General features: G+C 63.1%; 15 protein-coding genes. 4 read left to right on the forward strand and 11 right to left on the reverse strand.

Translation table 11 applies throughout. From position 1 onward, the window contains the following. Positions 1 to 21: 21 nt before the first annotated feature. Positions 22 to 873, forward strand: coding sequence for a GntR family transcriptional regulator (locus HZB49_RS22050; protein ID WP_291615235.1), 852 nt, complete (start codon positions 22 to 24; stop codon positions 871 to 873). A gap of 28 nt (positions 874 to 901) precedes the next feature. Here HZB49_RS22050 and HZB49_RS22055 read toward each other — a convergent pair whose 3' ends face one another. Genes HZB49_RS22055 through HZB49_RS22080 form a run of 6 tightly spaced genes read right to left on the reverse strand, consistent with a single transcriptional unit; the run spans position 902 to position 6501 of the window. After that, complete coding sequence (locus tag HZB49_RS22055; protein WP_291615237.1) at positions 902 to 1360, reverse strand: zinc ribbon domain-containing protein; 459 nt, start codon at positions 1358 to 1360, stop codon at positions 902 to 904. Then, complete coding sequence (locus HZB49_RS22060; protein WP_291615239.1) at positions 1357 to 2553, reverse strand: acetyl-CoA acetyltransferase; 1197 nt, start codon at positions 2551 to 2553, stop codon at positions 1357 to 1359. The genes HZB49_RS22055 and HZB49_RS22060 overlap by 4 nt, the downstream gene beginning before the upstream one ends. Continuing rightward, on the reverse strand, positions 2550 to 3833 hold the full coding sequence (locus HZB49_RS22065; protein WP_291615241.1) for a CoA transferase: 1284 nt from the start codon (positions 3831 to 3833) through the stop codon (positions 2550 to 2552). The genes HZB49_RS22060 and HZB49_RS22065 overlap by 4 nt, the downstream gene beginning before the upstream one ends. 42 nt (positions 3834 to 3875) lie before the next feature. Beyond that, on the reverse strand, positions 3876 to 4832 hold the full coding sequence (locus HZB49_RS22070; RefSeq protein ID WP_291615243.1) for a PDR/VanB family oxidoreductase: 957 nt from the start codon (positions 4830 to 4832) through the stop codon (positions 3876 to 3878). Positions 4833 to 4842: 10 nt separating this feature from the next. Continuing rightward, positions 4843 to 6162 (reverse strand): Rieske 2Fe-2S domain-containing protein, encoded by a 1320-nt coding sequence (locus HZB49_RS22075; protein WP_291615245.1) that lies wholly within the window; start codon positions 6160 to 6162, stop codon positions 4843 to 4845. A 21-nt stretch (positions 6163 to 6183) separates the two neighbouring features. Next, positions 6184 to 6501 (reverse strand): hypothetical protein, encoded by a 318-nt coding sequence (locus tag HZB49_RS22080; RefSeq protein ID WP_291615247.1) that lies wholly within the window; start codon positions 6499 to 6501, stop codon positions 6184 to 6186. Between the two features lie 184 nt (positions 6502 to 6685). Here HZB49_RS22080 and HZB49_RS22085 point away from each other — a divergent pair, with 184 nt between their 5' ends. Further along, positions 6686 to 7171 carry a MarR family transcriptional regulator gene (locus HZB49_RS22085; protein ID WP_291615249.1) on the forward strand — a complete coding sequence of 162 codons (486 nt, stop codon included), beginning with the start codon at positions 6686 to 6688 and terminating at the stop codon, positions 7169 to 7171. Between the two features lie 133 nt (positions 7172 to 7304). Continuing rightward, positions 7305 to 8258, forward strand: coding sequence for a tripartite tricarboxylate transporter substrate binding protein (locus HZB49_RS22090; protein ID WP_291615250.1), 954 nt, complete (start codon positions 7305 to 7307; stop codon positions 8256 to 8258). Between the two features lie 12 nt (positions 8259 to 8270). On the opposite strand, the gene HZB49_RS22095 is transcribed toward HZB49_RS22090, so the two are convergent. The 5 genes from HZB49_RS22095 to HZB49_RS22115 are packed head-to-tail and all read right to left on the reverse strand — an operon-like array spanning position 8271 to position 14529. Further along, a complete protein-coding gene (locus tag HZB49_RS22095; protein ID WP_291615251.1) occupies positions 8271 to 9239 on the reverse strand; it encodes a tripartite tricarboxylate transporter substrate binding protein in 969 nt (322 codons plus the stop codon). Between the two features lie 56 nt (positions 9240 to 9295). Beyond that, positions 9296 to 10495: a CoA transferase gene (locus tag HZB49_RS22100; RefSeq protein WP_291615252.1), complete on the reverse strand. Its 1200-nt coding sequence runs from the start codon at positions 10493 to 10495 to the stop codon at positions 9296 to 9298. A gap of 9 nt (positions 10496 to 10504) precedes the next feature. Beyond that, positions 10505 to 12730, reverse strand: coding sequence for an acyl-CoA dehydrogenase family protein (locus HZB49_RS22105; RefSeq protein ID WP_291615332.1), 2226 nt, complete (start codon positions 12728 to 12730; stop codon positions 10505 to 10507). Positions 12731 to 12738: 8 nt separating this feature from the next. After that, entirely contained in the window at positions 12739 to 13548 is an 810-nt protein-coding gene (locus HZB49_RS22110; protein ID WP_291615253.1) for an enoyl-CoA hydratase-related protein, read from the reverse strand. A 51-nt stretch (positions 13549 to 13599) separates the two neighbouring features. Continuing rightward, complete coding sequence (locus tag HZB49_RS22115) at positions 13600 to 14529, reverse strand: FCD domain-containing protein (protein WP_291615255.1); 930 nt, start codon at positions 14527 to 14529, stop codon at positions 13600 to 13602. 19 nt (positions 14530 to 14548) lie between these two features. On the opposite strand from HZB49_RS22115, the gene HZB49_RS22120 reads away from it, so the two are divergent. Further along, complete coding sequence (locus HZB49_RS22120; protein WP_291615257.1) at positions 14549 to 15688, forward strand: acyl-CoA dehydrogenase family protein; 1140 nt, start codon at positions 14549 to 14551, stop codon at positions 15686 to 15688. The last annotated feature ends 4 nt before the right edge of the window (positions 15689 to 15692 follow it).

Below are 15692 nucleotides of genomic sequence, written 5' to 3' on the forward strand. Positions count from 1 at the left end.
ACCTGACACCAGGAACGACTCATGCCGCAACCACGATCCAGGCCGAAGCCGCATACCGGTCGCAAGACTGCGGACGGCGCGCTGGCATTACCGGCTGGTGATCGCAAGGAGACCCGTTCTGCCGGAAAGCCCTTCTATCCGATCAAGACCCGACGGATCTTCGAGGAGATATGCGACGCGATCCGCGCCAAGCTGGTAAGCGGCGAACTGAAAGCCGGCGACCGCCTGCCGTCCGAGCGCGAATTGTCCGAGATGCTCGATGTCAGCCGCACCGCGCTGCGCGAAGCCATTCGCAGCCTCGAGATCGCCGGCATCGTAGAAATGAAAAAGGGCAGCCGGGGCGGCGCGTTCATCACTCAAACCGGCGCAGGGCAAGTCACCCGCACTTTCCGCGACATGCTCGACTTCGGACATGTTTCGCTGGCGACGCTGCTCGAGGCGCGGCTGATGGTGATGGACGCGGTAGTGCGCGCCGCCTGCGAACGCGCGAAGCCTGCGGATATCGAACGGCTGAGCAGGAACGTGGCCGAAACCGTCGAATTGACGCGGCAAGGCCGTTACGAGGAACGGACCCTGAAGGCCGTCGAGTTCAGTACCTTGCTGGCAAATTCAACCGGCAACCAGGTGATGTCGGCAATCCTGGAAGCGATGGCTTCCGTGATCCGCCGCTTTGTCCTGATCGCCGGCCCACCAGCCCATGACCCCGTGATCGCTTCCCGTCTGCGGTTGATCGAACAGATCAGGGCAAAAGATACCAACGGCGCCTGCGAGACGATGCGCAGCTACCTCACCAAGCTGAACGCGCACCTGCTGAACACTGAAAAGGCCCAGTTGCGCAGCGACGCCCGCCGACGCACGCGCGTGCCGGCCTGATTTTCGCCGGCTCATCGTTCCACCTACCTCACCCCGCGGTGGTCCGCCAATGCAGCAACGAATATGGCGGCGTGGATTCAGGGTGATGTTCGAATACGCCCTCGACATCGGCACCGATGCTAACGGCCTGCATGGGATCGCCGAGCAGATTTCCCACCATGCGCACGTCACCGGCATGCGGCAGCTCCACAAGGACCGCAAGATAAGGTCCATGCCCGCGTAAGGCGTCGTGGGAAGGGCTCCAGACCCGTTCCCAACTGAAGATGCGGCCGCGCGGCTCGACGGTTACCCACTCGATGTCGAACGAATGGCAGTGGTGGCAAAGCCATTCCGGCCCGAACTGCCAGGTCTTGCAACGCGGACAGCGCTGCACCAGGAGGCGGTTCTGTCGCAACCCCGCCCAGTACGGCGCCGATAGTCCATCGTTTTCGGGGACCGGAATCGGCAATCCCCGAGGAAGATAGGCCGCGCGCGGTGTGTCGCTCATAGCGTTGCTCCGGAGCCCAGCAGAAGGTTGCTGGCCGGCGTCACCATCGGCCCGCCGATCACCATCGCCACGTCATTGCGTTTGACAGGGTTGACCGACTGACCACGTATCTGGCGCACCGCCTCGATCACCAGCTCAAACCCGTGCATGTAGCACTCGGCCAGATTCCCCCCGCTGGTGTTGAACGGCAACTTCCCCGAGGGCGCGATCAGATTCTCGAGCGTGAGAAAGTCGTTCGCCTCCTCGGGCTTGAAGAAGCCATGCTCAGCCAACGCCATCACCACGCCACCAGTAAAGTTCTCATAGCTTTGAACGACGTCGACGTCGGAGGGCCCGATCCCGGCCATACGGTAGAGCGCCGGCGCGAGAGTTTCAAAACTGGCGCTGGCGTATTGCGGCGAATTGTGCGGCATCGCCCCGCTGCGATAGCCGGCGCCGGCGGCCGCGCCAAGGATATAGGCCGGCTTGTTGCGGAAATCGCCGGCGCGCTCCTCAGGCACGAGGATAATGGCGGCGGCGCCGTCATTTTCCATGCAGCAATCGAAAAGGTGAAACGGCTCGGCGATCCAGCGCGAGGCGTTGTACTTGGCGGGATCGAGCGGCTTGCCATACATCACGGCGCGCGGATTCGATTGTGCGTGATGGTATGAGGCCAGCGCAATCGCCTGCATGGCTTCCTGCCTCACGCCATGCTCATGCATATAGCGCTGCACTCGCATCGCAAAGCGCTGCGGCGGGGCCAGCACGCCGTAGGGCATCAAATAGGCCCGCTCGCCAGAGATGGTGCTGATGCCGCTGGCCTGCCCGAAGCGGCCGTACTGTCCTTGCGCCAGCGAGCGGTACACCACGACGCAGTCCGCAAGGCCTGCGACGATCGACGCTGCGCCGTTCGCCACCGCCGCGCAGCAGCCCCCGCCCCCGCCGCCCCATTGCATCGTCGCGGTGCTCAACCGGCGTGTCCCCAGCGCCGCGGCCAGGCGCGCCGCATCGCTTCGATCGTCACTGTAGGACGAGAAGCCGTCAATCTCGCGCGGGTCGAGGCCAGCATCGTTGCAGGCGGCCAGGATCGCCTTCAGGGCCAGCTTGAATTCCGGATCGGGCGAGGCACCGTGGCGATGGTAATCGGTCTCGCCGATTCCGACGACGGCAACGCGTCCCCGCAAGGTGCGCTCGCTGGCTGCCCGCGCCGTCATGCCTTGAGGACCTGAGAAGATGCGTCGGTACCGAATGCGCCGGCCTCGGCGAGACGCGCAAGGCGCGCCTCATCATAGCCAAGCAAGTCGCTCAGCACCTCGCCAGTGTGCTGGCCGACGGCAGGCGCGGCCACGGGATCAACGATCGGCGTCTGCGAATAGCGGATCGGAAGATTCACATTCGGCACCCATCCCACCTCTTCGTGCGGAATTCGGGTAACGATGCCGCGTTCCTGCGCCTCCGGCGAGCGGATCGCTTCGCCGACGGTCCGTACCTTGCCGCACGGCACGCCGGCGGCGCGCATCCGCGACTGCCAATGCGACCAGGGATGCTGCGCGAAGGCCTCCCCAAGAATCGCAAACAGCTCGTCACGCCGGCGGATGCGGTCAGGCGGGCTTGCATAGAGTTCGGACGAAGCAAGGTCGGGGCGGTCGATCACCTGCGACATCAGGCGCTGAAAAATCTTGTCGTTGCCGCAGTTGATGTAGAAGGTGCAGTCGGTGGCCTGAAAAACGCCCGACGGACACGTATCCGGACTGGTGTTGCCGTGCCGCTGCGGATCGTTTCCCGTGAACAACTGCTGCATCGACGCGTATCCGGTCATCAGAACGGCATTGTCGAACAGCGACACTTCGATCGCCTGACCGATGCCAGTGCGCTCGCGTGCGACAAGTGCGCCGAGAACGGCATTGCTGGCCATCATCGCCGTGCTGATATCCATGACCGGTGACAGCGCCCGCACGCCCTCGCGGTCCGCATAGCCGTTCATGGATACAAACCCGCTCTCGACCTGGGCGATCGGATCGAAGCCGAGCCGGTCGGAGAAAGGTCCCTCCCGGCCGTAGGCGGAGACGGAACAATAGATGATCGACGGCCTGATCTGGCGGCAGCTCTCGTAGCCGAGCCCGAACCGCTCCATGACTCCGGTCGAGAAATTCTCGACCACGACATCTGCCGTGCGGATCAGGTCGCATGCGACCTCGACGCCCTCTGGCGATTTCAGGTCGATCGCGACACTTCGCTTGTTGCGGTTGGTCCACAGGAACGGGGCGCCGTACTTCAACCGGCCATCAACAGGCGGATAGCGCCTGAGATCATCGCCCCGCACCGGCGCCTCGACCTTGATCACCTCCGCACCCATGTCGGCGAGGATCATGGTCGCGAACGGTCCTGCGATGAAATGCGAGAAATCCACGACCCTGATCCCGGCCAGCGCCTTGGGTGCACCGGGTGTTCGGGGCGTGTGCTCTGGAAACTCCGCTTCGATCCGATCCAGCATCTTTCCGTCCTCTATACTTCTCTTGGTTTCCGGACGATCCGATCAGAGATCGAGCACCAGCGTGCCAGACTTCGATCCCGAACAGCAGATCATGATGGTCTTGTTCGCCGCCTTCTCTTCCGGGCTCAGGAACAGGTCGCGATGATCGGGGATTCCCTCGATTACCCGGGTTTCGCAGGTCCCGCAAACCCCTTCCGAGCAGGAGTAATTCGCCATGATGCCGGCATCGAGCACAGCATCGAGAATGGTCTTGCCCGGCTCAACCGAGATCGTGCATTTGCTGCGCGCCAGCTTGATCTCAAACCCGCCGTCCACCGCGGCCGCTTGCTTGGCCTGAAAATACTCGACGTGGACATGACTAGCCGGACGACCGGCGGTAGCTTTCTCGAAGGCATCGAGCATCGGCAGCGGACCACAGCAATAGAGATGCGCATGCGTCGGCGTGCCTACGACGACGCCTGCAAGATCGAGCGGCCGTCCGCCATGTTCATCATCAAAATGTAAATTGAGCTGCGCGTCCGGTCTGATGGCGTCGAGTTCGTCGAGAAATGCTGCCGCCCGCCGCGTCCTCGCCGCATAGGACAGCTTCCACGGACGACCGAGCGTTTCCAGGCGCCGGATCATCGACATCAGCGGCGTGATACCGATGCCGCCCGCAATCAGCAGGGAATATTCGGCATCCTCGCGCAGCGCAAAATTGTTTCGCGGCGCGGAGGCCTTGACGATATCGCCCGCCTTGAAGGTATCGTGGACGAAGCTCGATCCGCCGCGGCTCGATGCGTCCTTGTTGACTGCAATGACGTATCGATGCCTTTCGCTCTGGTCGTTGATGAGCGAATAGCTGCGGATCATGCCGTTCCTCAGATGCAGGTCGATATGGCTGCCGGCGCTGAAGGGCGGCAGGTCGCCGCCCGCCGGAAGCACCAGCTCATAGGAGTTGATGCCCTCGGCTTCATAGCTGATGCGCTTGACGCGCAGTTCCTGCAGACCGTCCGCCATGTCGGAGCGCTTAGAGCTCGTAGCCGAAGTCCGCGCCGAGCTTGGCCCGCATGAAAGGCGCTCCGGAATCGATCCACGAGTCCTCCGGCGGCAGCCGCAAGGACACCGCGCGAACCATGAACACATCGGGATCGGTAACGCCCGTTGGCCTGGTGCCGTGATCGCGATAGGCGCCGAGTGCCTCGAGAATGAAACGCCTGGTCATGGCGATACCGGTGTCGCTCGAACACAGATTCTCTCTGGTGCGGTCGGCAATCGGCGATACGCCACTCTGGCAGGCTCCGTCCTGGACCCACAATCCGGGGAGACCGGAGAACCATGTCGTTCGCTGTGACTCGTAGTCGAATTGATATCCGTTCTGTGGATTGTACTTCGTCCAATAGTCGGCGTAGGGCACCGTCACCGGCTGCTTGACCAGCGCGTTGCGGCTGGCATGGCCACTCTCTCGGCCCTTGTGCCCTTCCGAGAAGACCTCGCGGGTCTTGGCGAGCAGCGGCTGCGAAGGATGATAGGAGAACATGATGCAGAGCGTGTTCTCGTCGTCGATTGGCACCCAGGCATGGCCGCTGAGATCTGGAAACGGCGACAGCGGCGGAACGAGCGTGTAGAACGGCAGCATGAACTGATTGACACGCCAGTAGAGCGTGTTGGCATCGTAGTGGCGGCGCGCCGCGATGCTCATGCCGAAATCCTGCTTGACGCATTCGAAGGTCGGACGAAGGTCGCGCTTCTGGATCCAGGCGCTGGTCGTGCCCTGCGCATCGAGCCGGCCGTGCAGCAGCGGCGCGTGCGCGGAATCGATCTCGCCTTCGACGGCCTGCAGCCAGTTGCACTCCTGAACGCGAAGCGAGATGTGAACTTGCGCCTCGGGGACGAGATTCCACTCGACATTCGGGAGCGGCGGTGGCGCCGCCTGCTCTGGCCCCATATAGGCCCAGATCATCCCGTTGCGCTCGCGGCAAGCATAGGCCTTGATCCGCACCCGCTCCTTGAGGCGGCTGCGGATTGGCTCGGCCGGCATATCCGTTGCCGCGCCCGTCGCGTCGAATTTCCAGCCGTGATAGACGCAGCGCAGGCCGCAATCTTCATTGCGCGCGAAGACCATTGGAGCACGCCGGTGCGGACAGGCGTGATCGACTAGGCCAACGCGACCCTCCGTGTCCCGGAAGGCTACGAGGTCCTCGCCGAGCAGCCGGATGCGCTTTGGCTGGCCATCGCGCGCCAGGTCGGCGGATGGCAGGAACGGAATCCAGTAGAGGCGAAACAACTCCCCCAGCGGCGTGCCCTTGCCGACCCTCACCAATCGTTCGTTGTCCTCGTGCGAGAGCATGATTTTCTCCTCGATCGCTCGTTAGATTTCAGGCCTTCTGGCCGCCAGCAATGCCGCGATCCGGTCCGACAGTCCGAGATCGCGTGCGGTCCATAGCGGGTCGGATGAAGCAAGCGGCCGCCGCGGAATCGGAGGCTGCTTTCCGGCTTCGGCCAGGGCGACAATCATTTCGATCCGCCGCCGCTCCAGATTCTTCAGCACGTCCTCGACGACGAATCCTTCCGCGGTGCAACCGGGAAGCTCCGGATAAGCGAGACGCACGAGCCATTCTCCGGGCTCCGTCTCGACGGCTTCCGCCTCAAGCAGATAGGGAATCGACAGCAGAGCGCGCAGATCCAACGCAGGCCTCCCCTAGGGCGCCTCTTGTCTGGGACGCCATTTAATACGTATACGTATCATATTGAGCTCGCCCTGGCAACCGTCCAATGCCCCTCGGGCGCGCGCCAGTTTCGCCGGCGGTTGAGAGGCCGCGGCCAAGCTGCTAACCGCTTGTTGCACTCGAGCAGTTGGGAAACAGAGCGCCATGCCGGTCGAAAAGGACGACGCAGATTCAACGGCCGCCCTGGCGCGCCAATGGAGGCTGGAGAGCGGCATCGGCTTTCTGCTGCGGCTGCTCGAAGCCAAATATGACGGCCTTTATCAGAGTGTGACGCGGCAAACCGACATCACCCCCCGGCAGTTCGGCGTTCTGATGGCGCTGCTGCAACAGGGCCCGATGACGCCGTCGGCCCTTGCGGAACGCATCAGTTGCGATCGCAACACGCTGAGCGAAATGCTGAAGCGGATGACGGCGCGCCGGCTGATCTCGAAGAAGAGCCATCCCGGCGACCGGCGATCGATCCAGGTACAGATCACGGCCAAGGGCACCAGCGCTCTGATGGCCGTGGTTCCCGCCGCGGCAAGGCTACAGGACCTCATGCTCGCCCCCCTGAGCCATGATGATCGCGCGCATTTCTTGCGTTGCATGCTGCTGATCGCAAAGTCAGCACCGACTGACCCCAGCGCTTGAGCCGGCGGCACCGGCGGCGGGACGTCTCCCCTCACCCGACCAAGGCGGTTGATATTCCCCTGGCTATACGTTACGTATACGTACTAAAATATATTTCCGAGGCGCCGTAGAGCGCCATCTAGGGGAGGCGCTGATGCGCGCGCTGGTTCTGTTGTTGTCGTTTTTGTTCGCTGCTCCTGCTCTGGCTCAGGGCTATCCGGAGCGAGCCATCCGGATGATTGTGCCTTATCCGGCAGGCGGCTCCACCGACATTCTCGCGCGTGCAATCCTGCAACCCCTTACAGAACTTCTGGGGAAGCCGGTTATCATCGACAACAAATCGGGTGCCGGAGGGATCATCGGAACGACTGAAGCCGCCCGCGCGGCGCCGGACGGATACACGATCGTGTTCGGCAATCTGGGACCGAATGCATTGAACGCCAGCCTCTACAAGAAGCTTGCCTACGATCCGATCCGCGATTTCGTACCAATCTCGAAGGTCGTGGAAGTGTCGTTCCTGCTTGTGACGGCTCCGTCAACCGGGATCAGCAGCGTTACCGATCTCATCGAACGCGGAAAGAAGGATCCCAACGCCCTGACATATGCGTCGGTCGGACTCGGATCTGCCTCGCATGTCACAGCGGAGCTGTTTCGTCGTCAGGCCGGTATCGAAATGCGGCACATTCCGTATCGCGGCGGCGCACCGGCAACGAGCGACACGCTGGCGGGCCAGGTTTCGGTCTACTTCATCACGCCGCTCGAAGGTCTTGGTCAGGTCCAGGCTGGCACGCTCAAATCGCTGGGCATCAGCACGGCGTCGCGCTCGCCGCTGTTTCCCGACATGCCAACTATCAACGAGGCGCTTCCCGGATTTCAGGTCGTGGTCTGGTTCGGCATCCTCGCGCCGGCCGGCACGCCTCCGGAAATCGTGGCCAAGTTGAACGATGCCATCACCCGCGCGATAGCGACGCCGTCGGTGCAGGAATCCCTGAAGAAGCTCGGCGTCGAACCCAAGAGCTCGACGCCGGAAGCCTTTGCGGAAACCATCCGCACCGATCTCGACAAGTGGTCGAAGGTCGTCAAGGAAGCCAACATCACACTCGACTAGCGGACCTTCCCGCTATTCGGCCTTGACGTTGCGTTCCTCGATCACCTTGCGCCACGAAGGTATCTCAGCGGCGATCATCGCCTGCAGTTCCACGGGCGTGCTGGCCCTGGCTTCGACGCCATAGGCGAGAAAGCGGTCCCGTATTTGCGGCGTCGCCAGGACCGTGTTCAGCGCTGCGTTGAGCTTGTTGATGACATCAGCGGGCGTTCCCGCCGGGGCGAGAATGCCGAACCAGGTTTCGACCGCAAAACCCTTCAAGGCATTGCCGATCGGCGCCGCTCCCGGTGCAACCGGCGAAGGACCGGGCGACGACACGCCAAGCAGCTTCACCTTTCCGGCCTTGATATGCTCGTTGAGAGTATCTGACGTCGTCGTGAGCAGCATATCCACTTCGGCCGAGAAGATTGCGAGGGTCGTCGGTGCCTGGCCGCGGTAGGGAACGTGGACCATCTGCAGGCCCGCCTGATTGAGGAAGCGCTCGGTGCTGAGATGTCCAAGCGATCCCGGTCCGGCTGACGCATACAGCATCGGCTTGCTCTGTGCCTTGGCGTAGGCGATGAGCCCGGCGACGTCCTTCGCAGGAACATTTTCGCTCGCCACCAGCACCAGCGGCGCCGTGGAAACCAGTGAGACCGGTGCAAAGCTCTTCAGAGGATCGAAGTCGACGCCCTTTTGCAGCAACGGGGCGATCGAAATCGGGCCGTTGTTCGCAAACAGCAGCGTGTAGCCGTCGGGATCCGATCGGGCCGCTTCATTGGCACCGGTCGTACCCGCCGCGCCGCCGCGGTTGTCGATGATGATCGGCTGGCCGAGGATTTTCGCCACCGGCTCCTGCAGCGCACGCGCCATGATGTCCGTCGAACCGCCGGCGGGATACGGCACGATCAGCCGTATCGGCCGCGAGGGAAAATTATCCGCGGCGGCAGGCGCGGCGATAACCGCGGCCCCGAAAAGCAAAGCCAGAACTCGCAACACTTTCACGTCGATCCTCCCATATTCCTTCGTTTATTGTCCAAGGCTCGCAGCGAGCACCCAATTCATGATGCTGCCGCCACTTTTCCGAACGCGCCGGCAGCCGCGGCCTGTCCGACTTCCTTCGACGACCAGCCAAGCACGCGCGCCAGAATCTCGTCCCGGTGCTGACCAATGGCGGGGATGTCGTGGCCCATCCCGGTTCGGGCGCCCGACATGCGCCATGGTGCGTTGACACCCTTGAACTCGCCTGCAACGTCGGCGATGTCAGCGAAAACGCCACGCTCGGACAGATGCGGATCGTGCAGTGTCTCCGCCGGATCGCGGAAGCGCGCGCTGGGGATGCCGGCGCGATCGAGCGCGGCCAGGCACTCATCCACGGAGTGCCGTGCCGTCCATCTCTCGACCACATGCATCATGGTACTCCAGTTGGAGCCGCGCGCCGCCACCGAGGTAAATCGCGGGTCGGACGCAAGCTCCGGCAGCCCGGTCAGTTCGCGAAGCGCCGCGAAATTGCGCGCCGATACCGGCGCGATCAGGATGTCCCCGTCGCTTGCGCGCACCGGTCCATAGGTCGGCCGCGCCACCGGCGCCGAGAACTGCGCTTCTTGCAATTCGTACACCAGGAGGTTCAGCATGCAGTCCATCAGAACGACATCGACGTGCTGCCCTACTCCCGTGCGCGCCCGCTGCACCATTGCGGTTTGAATGGCCGAAAAGCCGAAGATGCCGCCGAGAATATCAGCAACGAACACCGCTCCGGCCGCCGGCCGGTCGCGATCACCAGCGTATCGCATCAGCGCGCGGTCGAAACCGCTCTCCGCATGGACGATCATCGCGTAGGCGGGGCGCTCGGACTGCGCGCCGGTCTGGCCGTAGCCGGAGATGGAGCAATAAATCAGGCGAGGATTGATCTTCCGCAGCGCTTCATAGCCGAGGCCGAGGCGCTCCATCACGCCGGGCCGGAAATTCTCGACCAGGATGTCCGTGCTCTCGACCATGCGATGCACGAGACTGATCGCCTCCGGTGATTTGAGATCGAGCGCGATGCTCTTCTTGCCGGCATTGAGCTGGCCGAAATAGGCGCTCTGGCCATCGCGAAGCGGCGCACGCAGGCGCATCTCTTCGCCTTCGGGAGGCTCGATCTTGATCACCTCGGCGCCGACATCGGCCAGCAGGCGCGCGCAATAGGGACCGGCCAGCATAATGGAGAAATCCAGTACGCGGATGCCGTCGAGCGGCGAATTCAATGGCTGGCCCTGCATCGTCTCTCCCTATCGCGGTAAACCGAGCGCGCGCTGGGCAATCAGGCTGCGCTGAATTTCGTTGGTGCCGATGCTGATCACCCACATCAGGGAATGACGCAGGTTTTGCTCGAACCGACCATTGTCGATCGCGCCGGGCATCTGCTCGGACAGCGTCGCGCTCATGCCGAACATGTCGAGCGCGGCTTCGCCGAAGCGTTCCATCAGCTCGCTGGAAAAGACCTTGCTGATCGCGCCATATTCCGGCGGCGTGATGCCGTCCGCCGCGAGCTCGGCGCAATGCATCATCAACTGGCGGCCTACCTCGATCTCGCAAGCGAACGTCGCCATCCGCTCCCGGACGATCGGATCTCCGCTCAATTCCGGCCGTGCCATCAGGTGCTGCCGAAGCTGCTCAAAGGCGTGCGCGACTTTCAGCACGATGCCGCCACCAACCAGGCCGCGTTCGAAAGCGAGCGCCCCGGTCAGGACTTTCCAGCCCTCGTTCACCCGGCCGACCAGGTTTTCCAGAGGCACGCGAACGTTGTCGTAGAAAATGTTGGCAAACGACCCATCGTACATCGTGGTCGCCGGCTGGATCATGATGCCCGGCGCGTTCATCGGCACGATGAACATGCTGATGCCGGCGTGGGGCGGCTTTGCATCCTTGTCGGTCCGTGCCGCCAGGAACATGTATTTGCCCCACCAGGTCGTGGTCCAGATCTTCTGTCCGTTGATCACCCAGTGGTCGCCGTCCCTAACCGCACTGGTCCGGAGTGCCGCAAGGTCCGACCCCGCCTGCGGCTCGCTGTAGCCCATGCCGTGCATGGCCTCGCCACGCAGGATCTCGGGCAGGTATTTTTTCTGTTGCTCCGGCGTGCCGAACATCATGAGGGCGTTGGATTGGATCGACGCCCCGATGCGCGGCGCTTCGCTCCGTTCCATGGTTTCGATGAAAGCGATTTGCTCCAGCGGCGTCCGCGCCTGACCGCCGAACTCCTGCGGCCAGCCGAGGCCGATCCACCCGGTGCCGCCGATGTCGCGGGAAAATTCGGCATCAAACTCGCGCTTGGCAAAGGGCCTGGCGTCGAGAGCCGCCTTCCTGTCTCCCGCCCAGTTCCGCGCAAGCCAGCGCCTCGCCTGTTCACGCAACTCGTTGCCGGCGGGGCCGAGATCGTGTTGCGGCAACCCCGCGCCGCCATTGTCGAACAGATGCGAGGCAAGACGTCGTTTGGCGTGGGCCGCACCACCAAGCGCAATAGTGTCCAGATGCACGCGCTTGAAATGCCGGGGTGCTTCATGCTCCTCGGCATAGCCGATGGCGCCGAATGTGTGCTGCGTCTCGAGCGAAACACGCCGCAGCGCCGAACCGGCGAATGCCATCGCGCAATCGGCGAAGTACGACCAGTCGCCGTCACCCTTGTCGAACAGCCTCGCCGTATGGTGCAGGACGAGCCTGATACCCTCGAGGTCGATGAAGCAATTGGCGAGCTTGTGCTGAATCGCCTGAAATCTTCCGATCGGTTGCCCGAATTGCTGCCGCTCCTTGGCATATTCCGTCGCCAGTTCGAATGCCCGGCGCGCGGCGCCATGGGCTCGCGCGAGCAGCGCGATTGCGGCGACCGATCGCAAGTCACCAAGGCCGACATTGCCGATGGGCATAAGCATTGCCGGCGCCGCGTCCAGTGTCAGCTCCCAGTTGCCCCAAGCGCCCATCGCACGCGTGGGCACACGCTTGACCCCGGGACCTCCGAGGTCGACCAGCGCAAGCTCTGTCTCACCCACGGGCACAAGCAGATGCGTGGCGCTTCCCGCCGCCTCGACGAAACGAAGCGATCCCATCGCTTTTTCATTGTCGAGTGCAATTGCGCCGATGCCAGGATCGGGATCGAAGGCACCGAAGGAAAACGCCACACTCGCCGTGCCCGCCGCAAGCGCCCGCCGTGTGTCGCTGCCGGCGGAGGATGCGTCTGGCAGGGCGATATTGGCCAGCACTGCGGACCACATCGGCGCGGGACAGGCCGCGCGGCCCAGCTCCTCCATCACTACGAGGATCGGGGAGAGGCTGCGGTCCTGCGGATCGGCGCCTAGGGCCGTCACGCCCTGCTGGACCAGCCTGTCCCAAATTCCGGCGATCGCTTCCGGGGACGCGCCATCCGTCGAGCCATCGGCGCGCCAATGCGTTTCGAGAAGCCCGCGCATGGAGTCGCGAAGCAGGCCGGTGACGTCATCGCTTTCAAGGCTCGCCGCACCCATGGCAGGGCTCACGCTTGACCGAATTTCGGCTTGCGCTTCTCCTTGAACGACATGGTTGCTTCCTTGTGGTCCGCGGTTTCGAACGTGACCTGTTCGAGCGCCATCGACGCTTCGAGCAGCATGTTCACGCGATCCTTGACGATCTGGTTGATCGACAGCTTGGTCCAGCGGATGGCCCATGTCGGACCGTTGGCAAGCTCGATGGCGATTTCCCGCGCCTTGCCCAGCACTTCGGCGCGGGGAACCACGTGATTGACCAGGCCAATTCGTTCAGCTTCCCTGCCCTTCAGCAAGGTGCCGCGGATCAAGAATTCCTTGGCCTTGTTGATGCCGATGAGCAGCGGCCAGATCACGGTGCCGCCGTCGCCGGCAACGAGGCCAACGCGCGAAACATGCGTGTCGCCGATACGCGCGTCCTCGGACATGACCGTGATATCGCTCAGCAGCGCATGCGTCGCGGCGAGCCCAATGGCGTCGCCATTGATCGCCGCGATGATTGGTTTGTCGAGCTCGAGCTGCCGGGTGACGGCGCGGCGGCTGATCATGGGATCATGCACCTCGCCCTCCTCGAGGACATCCCCGCCTGGGCGCTCCGACATCGCCTTGACGTCACCGCCGACACTAAAGAAATCGCCGGCGCCGGTCAGCACCACGACGCTGACGGCGTGGTCGTCGCCAAGATCGTCCCAGATCGTCCGCAGCTCGCGGATCAGTTTCTGATTGATCGCGTTGCGCGCTTGCGGCCGGTTCAAGGTCACGGTCGCCACTTTTTCCGACACCTCAACCTTGAGGTACTCATATTTCGCGTAGTTCGACACCTTATTCCTCCCGTTGTTATCGCGATTTGAGCGGCACTGCGTTCCGGGCCGCTAACGGCGCATGCCCGGCTGCACCTCGGCCAATGCGACATGCAGCGACATCGCGCCTGGATCCTGCTCCAGCATTCGCTGGACGGCTTCAAGATGCGTCCGCATCAAGCGGCGCGCTGATGCAGCGTTCCGACTGGCTATCGCCGAGAGCAGTTGACGCCGCCGCTCGGCCAGCCGGCTCATCGCAACACCACTCGACGCCACCTTGGCGTAAACAAAGCGCATGTGAATCTCGGTCACCGAATCCATGATCATCGCGATCACCTTGTTTCCGGTCGAAGCCGCCAGCAGCTTATAGAACTCACGGGAGCACTCGACCCGGTCGAGCAGCCTGCCCTCCTTCGTCGCAAGCTCCGTTCGCTCGATATTGGCTTCAAGCGCGTCGAGATCGGACTGCCGCGCATGGTCGCACGCAAGCCCCACCACGAGGTCGAGGACGTGAACACGCGCTTCCGACAGCTCGCGGACCGAAATCGTGCCGAGGCTCAGCATGTCCCGCATGACGTCGTTCATGCGGCTGGTGTCGCCTTCCTGGATGAAGGCCCCGCCTTTGACGCCCTTCAGCAATCTGAGCACGCCGGCCATTTCGAGGCTGCGCAGCGCTTCTCTCAGGACATTGCGGCTGACGCCGAGTTGCTGGGCGAGGTCACGCTCCGGCGGCAGTTTGTCACCGGGTTTCAGCATTCCGAGGGCGAGCTGTTCGCGGATGCGTTCGCAGATTTCCTCGAACGCCCGTCTTGTATGGATCGGCCGGAACCTCGGGGCCGGCGACGGACTTGCCGCCGCCCGCTGATCGGCGGCGCGCTTCGGCCTGCCGGACGGGGCGTTGCGTGAGCGCGCGGGCGCTCGGGGGCTTGACTTGGTGCTCATCGGGTGAATTATTAAATGGATCACCCATTCAACGGAAGCCCCTTTTTCGGCTTCGAGCAAAAAATTCTCAAGAGGGCCCATGAACTTTTCCGAGGAGCAGATCGCCTTCCGCGACACCGTCCGCAGGATGGCCGAGAAGCATGTGGCGCCGATCGCTGCGGAAATCGACGAGACCGATCGCTTTCCGACCGAACTCGTGAAGCTGTTCGGCGAAATGGGGCTGATGCAGCTTTGGGTGCCGGAAAGGTATGGCGGGCCGAACGGCAATCTCACTATGGCCTGCATCGCACGCGAGGAGATCTCGAAGTATTCGCCCGCCTGCGCCTCGATTGCAGCGCTCAACACCATGTTCATCATGCCGCTCCTGCATTTCGGTTCGGAGGAGCAGCGCCAGAAATACCTGCCGATCATCGCCGGGGGTGGCATCGTCACCGCGATCGCCATCTCCGAACCCCAGGCCGGCTCCGACGTCGCCGCGATCAACACCCGCGCGCGCAAGGACGGCGACTGCTACGTTCTAAGCGGCCGCAAGCAGTGGTGCAGCTATGGCGTCGTCGCCGACTACATCGTGGTGATGGCGCGGACGAGCGATGGCAATGGCGCCGACGGAATCAGCGCCTTCATCGTCGAGCCGAAGAAGATGTCTGGCGTTTCGTTCGGGCGCCATGAGCGCAAGATGGGTTTTCGCGGGGCGCCCAACACGCCGATTTTCTTCGACAATGTCAGGGTCCCCCGGGAAAACCTCGTCGGCGAAGAAGGCAAGGGATTCCGTGCCTCGATGCGTGCGCTCGACCTCAACCGCCCGACCATCGGCGCTCAATCCGTGGGCCTGGCGCAGGGCGCGCTCGACGCCTGCGTCGCCTATGCGAAGGAAAGGAAGCAGTTCAAGAAGCCTATCTCGGAGTTCCAAGGCGTCCAGTTCATGCTCGCCGACATGGCCATGCAGATCGAAGCGGCACGCGCGCTGGTGTACGAGTGTGCCCGCGCAGGCGATGCCGGCGACTGGAAGCGCCTCAACGTTCTTGCCAGCATGGCCAAATGCGTCGGAAGCGACATGGCAATGAAAGTGACGACCGACGCCGTGCAGATCTTCGGCGGTTACGGCTACACCATGGACTATCCGGTCGAGCGCATGATGCGCGACGCCAAGCTGACCCAGATATTTGAAGGGACCAATCAGATACAGCGCCTGGTAATCGCCCGCGAGTTGCTCCGCTAATGCA

Origin of the sequence: Bradyrhizobium sp. (assembly GCF_016219575.1) — a bacterium.
GTDB lineage: Bacteria > Pseudomonadota > Alphaproteobacteria > Rhizobiales > Xanthobacteraceae > Bradyrhizobium.

Excerpts from the sequence above, each read along its gene's own strand:
- HZB49_RS22050 (WP_291615235.1), top strand. The coding sequence starts at position 22 with ATGCCGCAACCACGATCCAGGCCGAAGCCGCATACCGGTCGCAAGACT.
- HZB49_RS22055 (WP_291615237.1), bottom strand. The coding sequence starts at position 1,360 with ATGAGCGACACACCGCGCGCGGCCTATCTTCCTCGGGGATTGCCGATT.
- HZB49_RS22060 (WP_291615239.1), bottom strand. The coding sequence starts at position 2,553 with ATGACGGCGCGGGCAGCCAGCGAGCGCACCTTGCGGGGACGCGTTGCC.
- HZB49_RS22065 (WP_291615241.1), bottom strand. The coding sequence starts at position 3,833 with ATGCTGGATCGGATCGAAGCGGAGTTTCCAGAGCACACGCCCCGAACA.
- HZB49_RS22070 (WP_291615243.1), bottom strand. The coding sequence starts at position 4,832 with ATGGCGGACGGTCTGCAGGAACTGCGCGTCAAGCGCATCAGCTATGAA.
- HZB49_RS22075 (WP_291615245.1), bottom strand. The coding sequence starts at position 6,162 with ATGCTCTCGCACGAGGACAACGAACGATTGGTGAGGGTCGGCAAGGGC.
- HZB49_RS22085 (WP_291615249.1), top strand. The coding sequence starts at position 6,686 with ATGCCGGTCGAAAAGGACGACGCAGATTCAACGGCCGCCCTGGCGCGC.
- HZB49_RS22090 (WP_291615250.1), top strand. The coding sequence starts at position 7,305 with ATGCGCGCGCTGGTTCTGTTGTTGTCGTTTTTGTTCGCTGCTCCTGCT.
- HZB49_RS22100 (WP_291615252.1), bottom strand. The coding sequence starts at position 10,495 with ATGCAGGGCCAGCCATTGAATTCGCCGCTCGACGGCATCCGCGTACTG.
- HZB49_RS22105 (WP_291615332.1), bottom strand. The coding sequence starts at position 12,730 with ATGGGTGCGGCGAGCCTTGAAAGCGATGACGTCACCGGCCTGCTTCGC.
- HZB49_RS22120 (WP_291615257.1), top strand. The coding sequence starts at position 14,549 with ATGAACTTTTCCGAGGAGCAGATCGCCTTCCGCGACACCGTCCGCAGG.